This window comes from Pseudodesulfovibrio hydrargyri, from assembly GCF_001874525.1.
Taxonomy (GTDB): domain Bacteria; phylum Desulfobacterota; class Desulfovibrionia; order Desulfovibrionales; family Desulfovibrionaceae; genus Pseudodesulfovibrio; species Pseudodesulfovibrio hydrargyri.
This window is the reverse complement of record NZ_LKAQ01000004.1, coordinates 284,579-298,178: the sequence shown is the minus strand read 5'-3', so window position 1 is coordinate 298,178 and position 13,600 is coordinate 284,579. Positions and strand designations below refer to the sequence as shown.

At 60.5% G+C, this 13,600-nt stretch carries 14 protein-coding genes and 1 tRNA gene; 4 read left to right on the top strand and 11 right to left on the bottom strand.

Annotation, left to right across the window (positions count from 1 at the left end):
- Window positions 1-102: 102 nt before the first annotated feature.
- From BerOc1_RS05805 to BerOc1_RS05780, 6 genes are all read right to left on the bottom strand, one after another.
- A complete protein-coding gene (locus BerOc1_RS05805; protein WP_071544796.1) occupies window positions 103-444 on the bottom strand; it encodes a DsrE family protein in 342 nt (113 codons plus the stop codon).
- 124 nt (window positions 445-568) lie between these two features.
- Complete coding sequence (locus BerOc1_RS05800) at window positions 569-979, bottom strand: bacteriohemerythrin (RefSeq protein WP_071544795.1); 411 nt, start codon at window positions 977-979, stop codon at window positions 569-571.
- 41 nt (window positions 980-1,020) lie between these two features.
- On the bottom strand, window positions 1,021-1,467 hold the full coding sequence (locus BerOc1_RS05795; RefSeq protein WP_071544794.1) for a DUF1499 domain-containing protein: 447 nt from the start codon (window positions 1,465-1,467) through the stop codon (window positions 1,021-1,023).
- Between the two features lie 82 nt (window positions 1,468-1,549).
- Window positions 1,550-1,626, bottom strand: a tRNA-Pro gene (locus tag BerOc1_RS05790).
- A gap of 195 nt (window positions 1,627-1,821) precedes the next feature.
- A complete protein-coding gene (gene amrS / locus BerOc1_RS05785) occupies window positions 1,822-2,841 on the bottom strand; it encodes an AmmeMemoRadiSam system radical SAM enzyme (protein WP_071544793.1) in 1,020 nt (339 codons plus the stop codon).
- A 55-nt stretch (window positions 2,842-2,896) separates the two neighbouring features.
- A complete protein-coding gene (locus BerOc1_RS05780) occupies window positions 2,897-3,265 on the bottom strand; it encodes a hypothetical protein (protein ID WP_071544792.1) in 369 nt (122 codons plus the stop codon).
- A gap of 151 nt (window positions 3,266-3,416) precedes the next feature.
- On the opposite strand from BerOc1_RS05780, the gene purM reads away from it, so the two are divergent.
- Window positions 3,417-4,478 (top strand): phosphoribosylformylglycinamidine cyclo-ligase, encoded by a 1,062-nt coding sequence (gene purM, locus BerOc1_RS05775; RefSeq protein WP_071544791.1) that lies wholly within the window; start codon window positions 3,417-3,419, stop codon window positions 4,476-4,478.
- Window positions 4,479-4,848: 370 nt separating this feature from the next.
- On the opposite strand, the gene BerOc1_RS05770 is transcribed toward purM, so the two are convergent.
- The 3 genes from BerOc1_RS05770 to rplM form a co-directional block, all read right to left on the bottom strand.
- Window positions 4,849-6,111 carry a radical SAM family protein gene (locus tag BerOc1_RS05770; protein ID WP_071544790.1) on the bottom strand — a complete coding sequence of 421 codons (1,263 nt, stop codon included), beginning with the start codon at window positions 6,109-6,111 and terminating at the stop codon, window positions 4,849-4,851.
- A gap of 167 nt (window positions 6,112-6,278) precedes the next feature.
- The gene (rpsI, locus tag BerOc1_RS05765; protein ID WP_071544789.1) at window positions 6,279-6,668 is read right to left on the bottom strand and encodes a 30S ribosomal protein S9; all 390 of its coding nucleotides are present in this window, start codon (window positions 6,666-6,668) and stop codon (window positions 6,279-6,281) included.
- Window positions 6,669-6,680: 12 nt separating this feature from the next.
- Window positions 6,681-7,109, bottom strand: a complete 429-nt coding sequence (gene rplM, locus BerOc1_RS05760; RefSeq protein WP_071544788.1) for a 50S ribosomal protein L13 — start codon at window positions 7,107-7,109, stop codon at window positions 6,681-6,683.
- 361 nt (window positions 7,110-7,470) lie between these two features.
- On the opposite strand from rplM, the gene BerOc1_RS05755 reads away from it, so the two are divergent.
- The 3 genes from BerOc1_RS05755 to BerOc1_RS05745 all read left to right on the top strand — a co-directional run bounded on the left by BerOc1_RS05755 (window position 7,471) and on the right by BerOc1_RS05745 (window position 10,839).
- Entirely contained in the window at window positions 7,471-8,661 is a 1,191-nt protein-coding gene (locus BerOc1_RS05755) for an MFS transporter (protein WP_242652877.1), read from the top strand.
- 412 nt (window positions 8,662-9,073) lie between these two features.
- Window positions 9,074-9,649, top strand: coding sequence for a methyltransferase domain-containing protein (locus BerOc1_RS05750; protein WP_071544787.1), 576 nt, complete (start codon window positions 9,074-9,076; stop codon window positions 9,647-9,649).
- A 140-nt stretch (window positions 9,650-9,789) separates the two neighbouring features.
- Complete coding sequence (locus tag BerOc1_RS05745) at window positions 9,790-10,839, top strand: hypothetical protein (RefSeq protein WP_071544786.1); 1,050 nt, start codon at window positions 9,790-9,792, stop codon at window positions 10,837-10,839.
- 189 nt (window positions 10,840-11,028) lie between these two features.
- Here the strand turns inward: BerOc1_RS05745 and BerOc1_RS05740 are convergent, their stop codons facing one another.
- Together BerOc1_RS05740 and neuC are read right to left on the bottom strand one after the other, a co-directional pair.
- Window positions 11,029-12,411 (bottom strand): surface carbohydrate biosynthesis protein, encoded by a 1,383-nt coding sequence (locus tag BerOc1_RS05740; RefSeq protein ID WP_165610790.1) that lies wholly within the window; start codon window positions 12,409-12,411, stop codon window positions 11,029-11,031.
- Complete coding sequence (gene neuC / locus BerOc1_RS05735) at window positions 12,392-13,600, bottom strand: UDP-N-acetylglucosamine 2-epimerase (protein WP_071544784.1); 1,209 nt, start codon at window positions 13,598-13,600, stop codon at window positions 12,392-12,394. Before neuC ends, BerOc1_RS05740 begins: the two co-directional genes overlap by 20 nt.

Below are 13,600 nucleotides of genomic sequence, written 5' to 3'. Positions count from 1 at the left end.
TGGTGAAGTTTTTACCTGTTTTTTTGAAAAATCGCCGAAAAAACAACGTTTGGGATTCCGCGCGTGCGGCAGGCCCTCCCGCCGCACGCGCGGACCGGTCGGCTAGAAGGTCAGGATGGTGTATCCCTTGTCCATGTAAGCGGCCATGGACGGATGGCCGGACATGTCGTCGAGCAGGGGCAGGTTTGCCGACTTGACCGCGTCGAGCACGCCGAGCTTGGACGAGCACGCCTTGCACGCGCCCGCGATCAGCCCTGCATCCTTGGCCTTTTGGTAGAGGACGTGGAAGGGGTTGTCGGGTTTCTCCAGTTCGGGCACGAGCTTCACGGCCATGCCCTCGAAGACGATGATCGCCTCCTTGCCCTTTTCCTTCATGTCCAGCGCGTTGAGCAGGACGTGCACGAAACACATCAGTTCGCCGTTGAATGCGTAGAGACAGTACATGGTCGCTCCTTGGTATTCGCGGATCCCCAAAGACAGGCCCCTCGACCGTAGCCGGAGGGGTGTGACGACGTCAATTCGGGACCGGCCCAAGGCGCGGGCCGCGCGCGGTGAATCGGGGAAAAGGCTATTTGGCGTTGTGGGCCATAAGAAAGTCCGAGTACCTGGAATCGGACCGGCTCATGTGCTCTGTGGTCCAGTCGCGCAGGAAGACGTAGACCGACAGGTCCAGGTTGGCGGAATCTTCCCGGTACCGGGCAATGTACCGGTAGACCTCGTCGGTCAGGGCCTTGTGCTCGGCCCGGTGTTCTTCGAGGAGGTCCTCGGGATAGCCGTGCATGCGCAGCAGCTCCTCCTCGTGGGTGAAATGGTAGGCGGCGTAGTCGGCCAGTTCGTTGAGGATGCCTTCCAGGGCCGTTTCGCCGGCCTCGTCCATGATGGCCTGGAAGAGCCGGTTGGTCAGGGCCATGAGCCGCTTGTGCTGCTCGTCGATGGAGGGAACGCCCACCGAGTGGGATTCGTGCCATTCAATCTGCATATGCGCCTCCATAGCCGGTTTTTCGCGTCCGGAAAAGCTGTCTACCGTCCGGCCAGCATCTCCCGCAGCCGTTCCACCCGCTTGCGGTTGACCCCGAAATCCGAGTAGCCGACCCGGGACGCGGAACGCACCTCGATGCGCCCCGCCGCCTGGTCGTACAGACACTCCAGGTCATCCCGGAACCGCCACAACCGGCTGGTGAACACGGCGCGCAGGTAGTTGCCGCGCACCTGGACCACCTCTCCGTCCATGTACCCGACGGCCTCGGCCAGCCGGTTCATGACATCGTCCACCGGCCCGCTTGCGGCCAGGGGCGCGATCCGCCGGTCCGGGTTTTCGGCCTCGGACGACACGCAGTTGTCCGGGCCCGGGCAGCTCATGAGCCTTCCGTCCACCGGCCCGATCCGGTCCGGTGTCCTTGCGGACATGCGCGCCAGCCCGAACAGGGCCGCCAGGACCGCCACGGCGAGGATGAGAAGGTACTTCATACATTACACGATAATGCTGAATGGGGGTGAATGGCAAGATGGGAAAAAAGGCCCCGGACCGAAGTCCGGGGCCTGTGTCGGCTGGTCGGAGTGGAGGGATTTGAACCCCCGGCATCCTGCTCCCAAAGCAGGCGCGCTACCAGTCTGCGCCACACTCCGTCAGGTGATCGAGGATTCCCCCTGGCCGCGTTGCCGCGAAAGATTCAGACCCTTGCGTATTAAGATACGCGGCGGTCCTGAATCATTCTTGCGCCTTGCCAGGAGAAATCCTCGATCACCTGACCAGGCTCGCTGCCAGTGGCTGCTTGCGCAAGGTGTGCATACCTACTGAAAAAGCGGTCCGTTTGCAAGCCGTCAACCGAGGTCGACCCCGTGGATGGTCCGGCCGCAGGCCCGGCATTTGCCGTTCTCGATGCCCCGCACCCGGGCCGAGAAGCCGGAGCGGGTGATCAGCTCCTTGCCGCAACCAGGGCAGATCGTATCCTGCCTGTTGGAGCCGGGCATGTTGCCGATGTACACGTACTCAAGCCCCTTGGCCTTGCCCATGGCGTAGGCCGTGTCCAGCGAGCCGCCGGGCGTGGGCGGGGCGTCGGTCATCCGGTAGTCGGGATGGAACCGGGAGATGTGCCACGGCGTGTCCGTGCCGATCTCGTTGGCCAAAAAGTCGGTCAGCCGGTCCAGCTCCCCGGGCGAGTCGTTCCTGCCCGGGATGAGCAGGGTGGTCACCTCGAGCCACCACTTCAGCTCGTGCTTGATTCTTTTCAGGTTTTCCAGCACGGGCTGAAGCCGCGCGCCCGAGACGTCCTTGTAGAACTCCTCGGTGAAACACTTGAGGTCCACGTTGATGGCGTCGATGTCGGCCCCGAGCGCGTCCAGGCACTCGCCGCTCATGAACCCGTTGGAGACCATGATGTTCTTCAGCCCGGCCTCGTGGGCCAGCCGGGCCGTGTCCTGCATCAGCTCGAAGAAGATGGTCGGCTCCGAATAGGTGTAGGAGATGGACGCGGCCCCCAGGCGCACGGCCTCGGCCGCCAGCTCCCCGGGCGTGGCTTCCTGCCCCCGGATGGGCGCGCCGTCGCGCGGCGGTTGGGACAGGGACCAGTTCTGGCAGAAGGTGCAGGCCAGGTTGCAGCCCATGGTGGCAAGGGAAAAGGTCATGGTCCCCGGCTGGAAGTGGTAGAGCGGCTTCTTCTCCACCGGGTCGAGGTTGACGGCCGCCACCTTGCCGTAGTTCAGGGAAAACAGCGCGCCGCCGCGGTTCTCGCGCACGCCGCACTGGCCGCGCTCGCCCGGCTTGACCGTGCAGTAGTGGCTGCACAGGCGGCATTGCACCACCCCGTCCCTGAGCGGTTTCCAGAGTCTCGCCTCGATCATGATCGAACCTCCCGGAAGATTTGCTGCAAAGGGCCGGACCGCCGGGCGGCCCCGGTCATTCCTGCGTGGTCGTGGTGGTCGTCGTGGATGTGGAGGTGTTCACGCCGTCCGTGGTCGTGGTCGTGGAGGAGCTGGACTTCTTGTTCGGCCAGGACACGTCCGGGTCCACGGCGATGATCACCTTGTCGTACCAGTCCACCTCTTCCTGCTTGGGCTGGTGCGAGTCGATGGTCGTGTCGCCCCGCTGGTTGGTGCCGAAGGTGGTCACCGGCTCCTCGCCCTCCACGGGCCGGGTGCCGAAGGTGTTGGTCTGCCGGTCCTTGGCCGTGTCCTCGTTCTTGAACTTGTTCTGGGCCGGGCCCATGGTCGGCGTCAAAAGGACAACGGCCAGCATCAGGACGGCTAGGACGCTGAAATGGCGCATGGTTTCCTCCTTGGCATTACGATACCGCCACATTCCTATACTATAGGTACCGGATACTCCCTTGGCAATGCAAATGGCGGGCCGCTCACTTGTTGCTTGAACTTGGCCCGCCTTCCATCTATAAGCGACCAAAGCCAACCAGGAGAGACCCATGAGCGAGAGCGCCAAGCGATCCCAGGCATACACCGAAGCCGGTGTGGACATTGAGGCGGGCAACGAATTCGTCCGCCGCATCAAGGACATGGTCAAGTCCACCTTCACGCCCGGCGTGGCCACGGACATCGGCGGCTTCGGCGGCCTGTTCAAGCCCGAAATCGCGGGCATGGAGGCCCCCATGCTGGTGGCCGGGACCGACGGCGTGGGCACTAAGCTCAAGCTCGCCTTCCTGTTCGACCGCCACGACACCGTGGGCATCGACCTGGTGGCCATGTCGGTCAACGACGTGCTCGTCCAGGGCGCGGCCCCGCTCTTCTTCCTCGACTATTTCGCCACCGGCAAGCTCGAACCCGGCGTGGCCGCCCAGGTGGTCTCCGGTGTGTGCGAGGGCTGCCGCCAGTCCGCCTGCGCCCTGCTCGGCGGCGAGACTGCCGAGATGCCCGGCTTCTACCCGGACGGCGAATACGACCTGTCCGGCTTTGCCGTGGGCATGGTCGACACCCCCAAGCTGGTCACCGGCAAGGAGATCGCCCCGGGCGACGTGCTCATCGGTCTGGCCTCCTCGGGCGTGCACTCCAACGGCTGGTCCCTGGTGCGCAAGCTCCTGGCCGAGTCCGGACTGGACCACGACGAAACCTTCCCCGGCACGGACAGGACCGTGGCCGAGGTGCTCATCGAGCCGACCAAGATCTACGTCAAGCCGGTCCTCGAATTGCTCAACGCCCTGCCCGTCAAGGGTATGGTCCACGTTACCGGCGGCGGGTTCTACGACAACGTGCCCCGCGTCCTGCCCGAAAACGTGGCCGCCTCGGTTCAGTTCGGTTCCTGGCCCATGCTTCCGGTCTTCGAATGGATCAAGGCCCAGGGCGACCTGTCCTGGCCCGAGATGCTCCAGATCTTCAATTGCTCCATCGGCTACATCCTTATCGTCGACCCGGAACACGCCGACGAGGCCTTTGAACGCCTCGACGCCCGCGACGACGTCGAAGCCTACCGCATCGGCGAAATCATCACACGCCAGGAAGCCGCCGAACAGGTCGAGGTCGTCTTCCCGTAGCCGGGATTGTATAGTTCACGAAAAAAAGGGCCGCTCCTCAAGGAGCGGCCCTTTTTTTCGCGCCTCCGGCGGCCGGGGGAAAGGGGAAAGGAAACCCTTTGAAAAGGGCTTTCCTTTTCCCCTTCCCCCGGACCCCCATCCCCCTTTCCTTCCTAAACTTTGTGTATGCGCATTCGCGCGGGCGAGGGTGCGCGGAATGTTGTGCGTTCAAATAGCAAAGGGAGGGGCTTGGAAAAATCTAAGAGGGAAAGGCCGGAATGTGCGGACACACGGCTCTGCCGAAGGCACACAAAAAGTTCTGGAGGGGGAGTCCAGAGGGGGAACCTTTTCCAAGAGGTTCCCCCTCTGGCCGCCGGAGGCATTCTTCCTCCTAGCCCAGGTACGGGTTAAAGTAGCCGTATTCGATCCAGGGGAGGGCTTTTTTGAGGCGTTTTTTGAAGTTGTTGAAGCCCATGGACGGGGAGTGGCCGAAGGGTTCCATGAGTTTGAGGTAGAGTTCGGGGTCGAGGTTGAGGTTGCGCAGCTGGATGAAGTCGTAGCGGCAGGTCTCGCCCAGTTCGACCAGGGCGTCGAACTCCTCTTCGGTGTCGGTGATGCCCGGGAAGAAGAGCAGGTTGAGGGACACGAACAGGCCGACGTCGTGGGCCTTGCAGATGGTCTCGCGCACATCCTCGAAGGAGTAGGCCTTGGGCCGGTAGTAGGCCTCGTAGGGGGCCTTGCGCGCGGAGTTCAGGCTGACCCGGATGGAGTTGACCCCGGCGATCTTGAGCGCGGGCATGGCCTGGTGGCGCGAGCCGTTGGTGTTGACGTTGACCGTGCCCAGGCCGCCCTCGCGGCGGTACTGGGTGATCGCCTCGCAGATCAGCTCGGCCTCGAGCAGGGGCTCGCCCTCGCAGCCCTGGCCGAAGGAGAAGATGGGGCGGCGTTCGCGCGACTCGTGGCGGCGCATGATCTGGACGATCTCGTCCGCGGTGGGCCGAAACGAGATGCGGCACTGTGGGGAGGGGAAGCCGGATTCCTCGGGCTGGTAGGAGATGCAGCCCACGCACTCGGCGTTGCACGCCTGGGAGGTGGGCAGCGGGCATTCGAACCGGCCCAGCGCCAGGTTCTTGGCCGCCGGGCAGCCGCTGGTCAGGGCGCAGCCGGCCAAATGGTTGACCAGCCGGTTTTCGGGCATTTCGGAGAGCAGTTCATGCGCGCCCGCCTCGATGCGGTCGGGCGGGACGTGGGTGAAGACCTGGCGCTTGTCCTCGTCCACTTTCTTGGCGCAGACCCAGAACTTGCCGTTGGCGTAGCCGATGGCCGCGTAGGAGAGCAGGGGCAGGACCGGGGCGTCGTCGTCGGATTCATAGGCGGCCACGCCGGTGACCGTGTGGGCCGGGCAGGCGAAGGCGGCCACGGCCAGCTCCTCCATGACCTCGGCCCGGCCATCCTCCTGGCTGTATCCCATGGCGTGGCGTCCAGGCAGCATGAAGAACTCGGACTCGTCGGGCAGGGGCATGATCTCGTCCGGCCTGGGCAGGCCGAACTCGTCGCCGCGCCGGACCATCAGCAGAAGATCGGGGTGATCGAAGATTTCCCCGTCAGGGGAGGCGAAGAGCATGCGCGGCTGCGGTTTTTTCTTGGATGGCATAGTGAAGGTATCCTAGGGGCAAATGCGAGCCCGGGCAAGAATTGAATGGGAGTTTTCCCCTGTTCGACGCAAGACAGGGCCTTTTGCGCGTGAAACGCCGCGCTCCAACGAGAAAAGGCCGACACCTTGCGGTGCCGGCCTGTGTGGTCTGGTGTCCCAGTCTCGGCTTAACGCTTGGAGAACTGGAAGGAGGCGCGGGCGCCGCGGAGACCGTACTTCTTGCGCTCTTTCTTGCGGGCGTCGCGGGTCAGGAGACCAGCGGGCTTGAGCACGGAACGCAGTTCCGGGTCCAGGGCGCAGAGTGCGCGGGTGATGCCGTGGCGCAGGGCCTCGGCCTGTCCGGACACGCCGCCGCCGGAGCAGTTGGCCTTGATGTCGAAGCGGTCGAGCATCTTGACCAGCTTCAGGGGCTGCTGGACAACCATCTGCAGGGTCTTGCGGGGGAAGTAGTCCTCGAAGGGACGGCCGTTGACGGTGATCTGACCGGTACCGGCGTACAGGCGGGTACGGGAGATCGCATTCTTACGTTTGCCAGTGGCGTAGGTGAAATCGCTCATGATAATCCCCGATTAGAAATCCAGAGTTTTGGGAGCCTGGGCCGCGTGCGGGTGCTCGGGACCGGCGTAGACCTTCAGCTTCTTCAGCTGCTGGGCGGCCAGCTTGTTCTTGGGCAGCATGCCCTTGACAGCGGCGGTGATGACGTTTTCGGGCTTGATGTCCAGCATCTGGCGGAGGGTCTTTTCCTTCAGGCCGCCGGGATGGTTGGTGTGCTTGTAGTACATCTTGGCGTCCATCTTCTGGCCGGTGACCTTGATCTTCTCGGCGTTGATGACCACCACGAAGTCGCCCATGTCCATGTGGGGGGCGAACTCAGGCTTGTGCTTGCCGCGCAGACGGGTGGTGATCTCGGTGGCCAGGCGGCCCAGGATCTTGTCCGTGGCGTCGACGACGTACCACTCGCGGTTCGCGTCTTCCGGCTTCGGGCTATATGTCTTCATAAAAATGCTCCTTACAAATTCTCAAGAAGGGGACCTTTACGGGCATTGCGCCCGCCTGTCAACCCAATTCAACTATATAATAGTAGTCGCGCGATCAGGCCGCCGGACCCGGGAGAACGGGGTTGTAACGGGTTGTTCTCCTAAGCCGATGGTACAGACCGGGAAGAGGTACTTACATGAAAAGGGAGAGGCCCACAAGCTTTTTGTTGGCCTCTCCCGCTACGACAGGTCCGGCCGGTCCGCCCGCGCGGACCGGCCAACTAGCGCTTTTCCTGGCGGGCGGAGCGTGGTAAGGCAGGCCTTCCGTGGGACATCCCGTCCCGCCCCAAGCCGCATGCCCACGGGCATGATGCGATTCCACATGCGAACCAACTCCGCCGCCGTGCTCTTCTCCCTGTCCGTGTCCATCGGCGTGACCATGGTCGGGCTCGGCATCATCTGGCCCATCCTGCCGATTCTCGCCGCCCAGATGGGCGTCGGCGGCTTCGTCGTCGGCACGATCATCGCCAGCTTCAACGTCTCCCGCACCGCCTGCGCACCCTTTGTCGGCCGTTTTTCCGACCGCATGGGGCGCAAGTCGTTCATCCTCATCGGGCTGGTGCTCTACGCGGCCGTGTCCTGCGCCTACCTGGCGGCCCACTCCGCCGAGGCCCTGATCGCGGTCCGCCTGGCACACGGTTTTACCTCCCTGCTGGTGGTGCCCATCGCCATGGCCCTGGCCGCCGACATCGCCCCCCAGGGGCAGCTCGGGTCCTACATGGGCACCCTGAACATGGCCGCCATGATCGGGCTGGGCGTGGGCCCGACCCTGGGCGGCGTCATCCAGGAACACTTCGGCATGCCCGCCGCCTTCTACGCCCTGTGCGCGGTCTCCCTGGGCACGGCCGCCTTCGTGGTCTTCTTCGTGCCCCCGGACCGGGAGAGCGGGGCGATCACCCGCCGGACCGGAACGGCCACTTTCCGCCAGATCCTGGCCGACCGCACGGCCTTCGCCATCGTGCTGATGCGCTTCTTCAGCGCCTCGGGCCAGGGCTCGGTCTATACCTTCCTGCCCATCTACGCCCACCAGATCGGCATGTCCGGCTCCCGGTTCGGCATCCTGCTGTCCGCCAACGTCTTCCTCATCGCCCTGATGCAGCGGCCCGTGGGGCGGCTGGCCGACCGGACCAACCCCAAGCGCGTGGTCATCCTGGGCATGTTCGGGGTGGCCGTGGCGGTATTCTGCATGCCCTTCAGCTCGGACTTCTGGCCGCTGCTCGCCTTGAATATCCTCATGGGCATGTCCACCGGCTTCATCCTGCCCGGCAGCCTGGTCATCACCGGCCACCTCGGCCGGACCATGGGCATGGCCTCGCTCATGAGCGTGACCGACGCGGCCTACAGCTTCGGCATGATCGTCTCGCCCATCCTGTCCGGGGTCATCTTCGACGCCCTGGGCGTCTCCTGGGTGTTCACGGCCGGAGCCGCCCTCATCGCGGTGGGCGGCGTGGTCGTGGCCGTGCTGCTCAGGAACTACTGCCCGCCGGTGGACTGCGGACCGCCCGGGCAATGAGCGTTGCCGGACGCCGGACCCGGGCGAAAAAAAGGGGCCCCGCGCCACTGCGGGGACCCTTTTTATTTGTATTGAACGCGCGCCAAGTCCGCGATGAACTCACGGAGTTTGGCCGGAGCCTTGCCTATCCCTATGGGATTGGAGCCGTCGGCGCGGGGCCGTTCCGGGCATCCGCCGCCAAACTGTTCTAACAACCACGGTAACCGCTTAGCGGGAACGCAGGTTGTCGACGTTGGACAAGACTCCGGCTGGAGGATATGAGCATCGCTACAAGTCCATTGAATTTGCTCAAGGCCGTTGGTTCGCTTCGGCACGGCACTGCCAAGGGCTGCTCTGAAGCGACATTATGATCCGCCAACTGGCGGAACTGTCGGATCCGGTCTGACCACAATACTTAATATAAGGGGTGGATATGTTGAGGCAATATAAAGAGTTGCATTCGGAAAGCAAAGGCTACGGAACAAGCTCCTTAGCTTTTTTTGACGAAGTATGTGATATTATAAAGAATAAAAAAGTAGCATCCGTTTTGGATTATGGTTGCGGGAAAGGCCTTTTGTCGGATGCGTTAGCAAAAGAATTTCCCGATATTGTTTTTTATAGGTACGATCCTGGGATGCAAACCTTCCGGGAACTTCCGAAAGACAAAGTTGATTTGGTTATATGTACGGACGTTATTGAGCATGTTCCAGGTGAAAAAATTGATGATTTTCTGCAAACCGTTAGTTCCTTCTCGCAAGATGCCTATTTCAATATTTCCTGCAGATTGGCCACGAAATTATTAAAGAATGGGGAAAATGCTCATTGCTCGGTATACCCCCCTAGATGGTGGCATGCGAAGTTGAAACAGTTCTATAAAAGGGTAATTGAAATCCCTACAAACGATTTGACGGCAGGGGCTTTTGTTACATTTGAATATGAGAGTAAGATGAGTTTGGAAGAAGAGAACGCCCCTGTTCTGTATATACCGGAAAAAAAGAATCTATATTAAAATCCATAAGAAAATCAATCATAAGGTTCCATTTCAAAAAAAATGGAAAGCTAATTAGGATATTTGGAATAACTCTTTTGGATAAAAAATAGATACTACAAAAGTGTTTGTAGATGGATACCAGCAGAGGAGAATGTGTCATGAGTTTTCTTGCACGTGAAAATGGTGCAATTACTATTTCTATTTTTGGTATCAATATCAAATTTACAAATCATTTAGGTATCGAGCATAACGATGCAGGGCCATACGCTATATGGGATTTGGTAAAATCACACGCCGAGGTGCCTTTCTTCACGAAGGGGATCAACGTACAGCATGGATGGTTTCCCTTCAAAATTTACCCTGGGGACATTGAGCGGTCAAAGTCGTTGATGCTCGTGTGGAACAAGCGGTATAAAGACAACTGGCACAACTTTAGTGATGTCCCCTGTGAAATCGTTGGCGCTCCATTTGTTCACTACAGGAGAGACAATAATATCACCATTGCGCCAGAGGCTCAGGGAACGGTGGCTTTCCCCGCGCACTCCTGCGACAGTATCAAGGCCGAGTACAATATTTCCCAGTATTGTGATGAATTATCCTCATTGCCGTCTGAGCTTAAGCCGATAACGGTGTGTTTGCATCCCAAGGATATACGCAATTATCACTTGGATGAGGTATACCGCAGTCACGGTTTTCAAGTCGTCTGCGCCGCACTGACTCCGGATAAGCTGTTTCATGAGGCATTTTACGACATACTGAGCAAGCATAGATTTGCCACATCCAATGGCATAGGCACACACGTTTTTTATGCCGTCGAGATGGGCATCCCCTTTTTCATTTCAGGCAATCCTCCGGAGTATGTCGACCACGGTGGTGTTTATTCGGAAAACGACGATGACAGATTGCATCCAACCGAGCAGCACGCATACGAGCTGTTCCGCAATCAACCCCTGGGTGTCATCACCGAGGAGCAAAGGGAATATGTTTTGTCGGAGATGGGGGTGAACGACTGCCTCTCCCAAGAGGAATTGAATCTCGTCATACGCAGGGCCGCCTTGAAGGAGTATGACGCCTTAAGTCCGGCCGCCAAATTGGGGCGCTTTTGCAAACTTTGTCTGCGGCATCCTCTCCGTGTCGGCGAATTGTTGCGATACCAGCGCTTCGTCAGTGAGAGTCGGAAGATGCTCCTTGAGAAAGGCGCGGCATAGGGGCGGCAAGTCGGAGGCCGGAAAGCGGGCGACCGGTGCGGAGTCCGCAATGCGATCAAAAGGATTGCTAAACGGGAGTTGGTGGCTTTCTTATCCCACCTTTAGCGTCTTTTGACCAAAACTCTTCGTCCGATCAATCGCCCAAATGAGGGAGGCGCAACCGGCACCAGGGATTGTCCGTCTCCGCCCTCAGGCCTTGGTGATCAGAAAGGTGTTCAGGCACAATTTACGGACCTCGACGTGCGGCAGGTCCGGCTCTACGCGGCGCAGTTTGTCGAAAAGGGCAACCATCTGTCTCCGTTCGATCCTGGGGAATTTCTCGAGCGCGGTCCTGGCCCTGCGTTTCCTGTCGTCGCACCATCCGTCGGGGAGCCGTGACTTGATCGTCCTGCCGACGTATTTCATCCAGTTCCCGAATGCCACCCGAAACGCGGGTGAATCCGGAAGGACCCCGGGCACACCGCCCCCCAGGTCGGCGGCTATCCCGGCCAGAGTTCGGGAGGCGTTGCCGTTCACTGTCGCGAAATAGGGCGCGACGGTTTGCAGTTGTTCCCTGACGAAATCGGGAGAGGGTGAACCCGCTTCGATCAACTCCATAACCTGGGCCGGGGTTTCGGCCCTGGCGCCGACCAGCGACGGAATGGGAGCGGCGATGCCCGGCTCGAAAATCGGCCTGTAGTTGATGACGTGTTTCCCCATCAGCAGGGCCTCGACACCGGTGGTGCAGTCGTGGTGAATAACCGGCCCGGAGGTGGCGAGCCAGGAACGGACCGACCATCGGTTGGTGACGGCGATGTTCCCGTTGCGGTCGAACGCCTCGGAATAAAAGCCTACGTTCTCGGACGGATGCGGACGAAAGACGATCCATTTATCCGGGAATCGTTCAGAGAGGATTTTGGTCATTTCCACGAAAGCGCCGACCAGGGTGGTCTGGTACTCGGCGAGATCGTACACGAATTTCCGGTGTTGTTCGTGGTGGAAATAATCAAGGTTGTCGGCTTGGCAAACCACTTCCAGCCAGCGTTCCAGCCCCATGGAATTGTTGCCGTAGCTGAAATTGGTGTTGATGAGGATGTAGTCCTCTCCGTAGGCGTCGACGATCTCCCGCTTCCGATAGTAGTCGATGAACCGGCTCGAGGCCAGATCGAATGAGGGATAGCCCGTCCCCTTCACCCTGGCGCGGTACTGCTCCTCGACATTTTGCGCGATGAGATCGGCCTGGGCCTGCCCCCAGACGCACATCGCCGAGGCGGAGTCGATATTGTCGATAAAAGGGGAGAGAATCGAAGGGGCGTCAAACATGTTGATGCCCTCGGAATGCAGATTGATGACCTTGCCGCCTTTGTCGAGAACCTTGCGGGCGCACTCCCGGTCATGGTCGGTGTCGAAATAGATGACGGGTTCCGGGGAACTCGAGACGATGCGGTTGACCATGCGTTCCCCGATCAGACAGGGAATGGAATGTCTGGCGAGGTGCAGCGCGAGATACAGCACTCCGTCCAGCTCGCGGACCGCGGTCTCCATGGGAATCGCACACAGCATTTTTCTTCCTTTACCCTTGCGCTCCTCCATTGCGGTCCTCCTCATCAAGAAGGCTGCAATCACGCAGGACAAAAGGTTTCTTGAGCAGGGTCGCAAGTTCCGTCTTTTTCAATATGGCGGCCACCCGACAAGCGGTGTGCCCGTCCCCATACGGGTTGACCAGGTCGCGCAGACCGGCCCGGAATTCGTTGTTCCCGGCCAACTCGAAGGCATTTTGCAGCGACTTTGGGTTCCCGGCCGCGGGGATGACGTTAACCGGAGACAGACGTCCTTTCTGCCTGTCGCCGACCAGTATGGCCGGGAGCTTTGCGCTGGGGGCCTCGAAAAGGATGCTGGAGGAATTGCCGACCATGCACCACGCCTGTTTCAGGATACTGATGAAACGCAGTTGACCCAGGCTCTTTTCCAAACGGTATCGGTCAGGCCGTTCGGCGTGTTTTTCCCGCATCAGGTCGACGATGCGTCCGGATCCTGGATCCGCATTCGGGTAGGTCATCATGACCTGGATCCCTTCCTGTTGATCCAGGACATGGAAAATATTGGCCAGGACGGCACTGTCGTCCCCACCGGTGCGGGTCTCGGGATGGTAGGTCAGCAGAACCCACTTCCTGTCCGGGGCCATGCCCAGATCCCGCCCCAGGGTTTCCCTATCCAGGCAGTCCAGGCGGTTGAAGTTGTCGAGTCCCGGTTCTCCAACCACAAAGATGCGGCTTTCGTCCTCGCCCAACTGGCGGAGTACCTTGGCGGAACGTTCAGTGCCGGGAAAGTGGAGGTGTGCCAGCTTGGTTACGGCGTGGCGAATGGCGTCGTCCACCGCGCCTTCCGTGATGTCTCCGCCGGAAATGTGGGCGATGGGAATGTTGAGCATGGTCGCGGCGCTGCATATGGGCAGCAGTTCGTAGCGATCGCCGAGCACGACCAACAGGTCCGGTTCGAGTCTGGCCATGGTTTGGGCCATGCCGAGGGCGCAACGGCCCATTGATTCGGCCACGGCGCGTGGGGTGTCGCTGTCGCACATCATGGGCACCCTGGCCGCGATGGGGATTCCATCCCGCTCGATCTCCTCGACCGTGAGGCCGTGCCGGGATTCCAGATGCGAGCCCGTGACCACCACCTGCAACTCCACATCGGGGTCGCCGGACAGCTCGAGCATGAGCCATTTGGACGCGCTGTATTCGGAACGCGCGGCGGTGACGATGCAAATTTTCCTTTTAGCCAT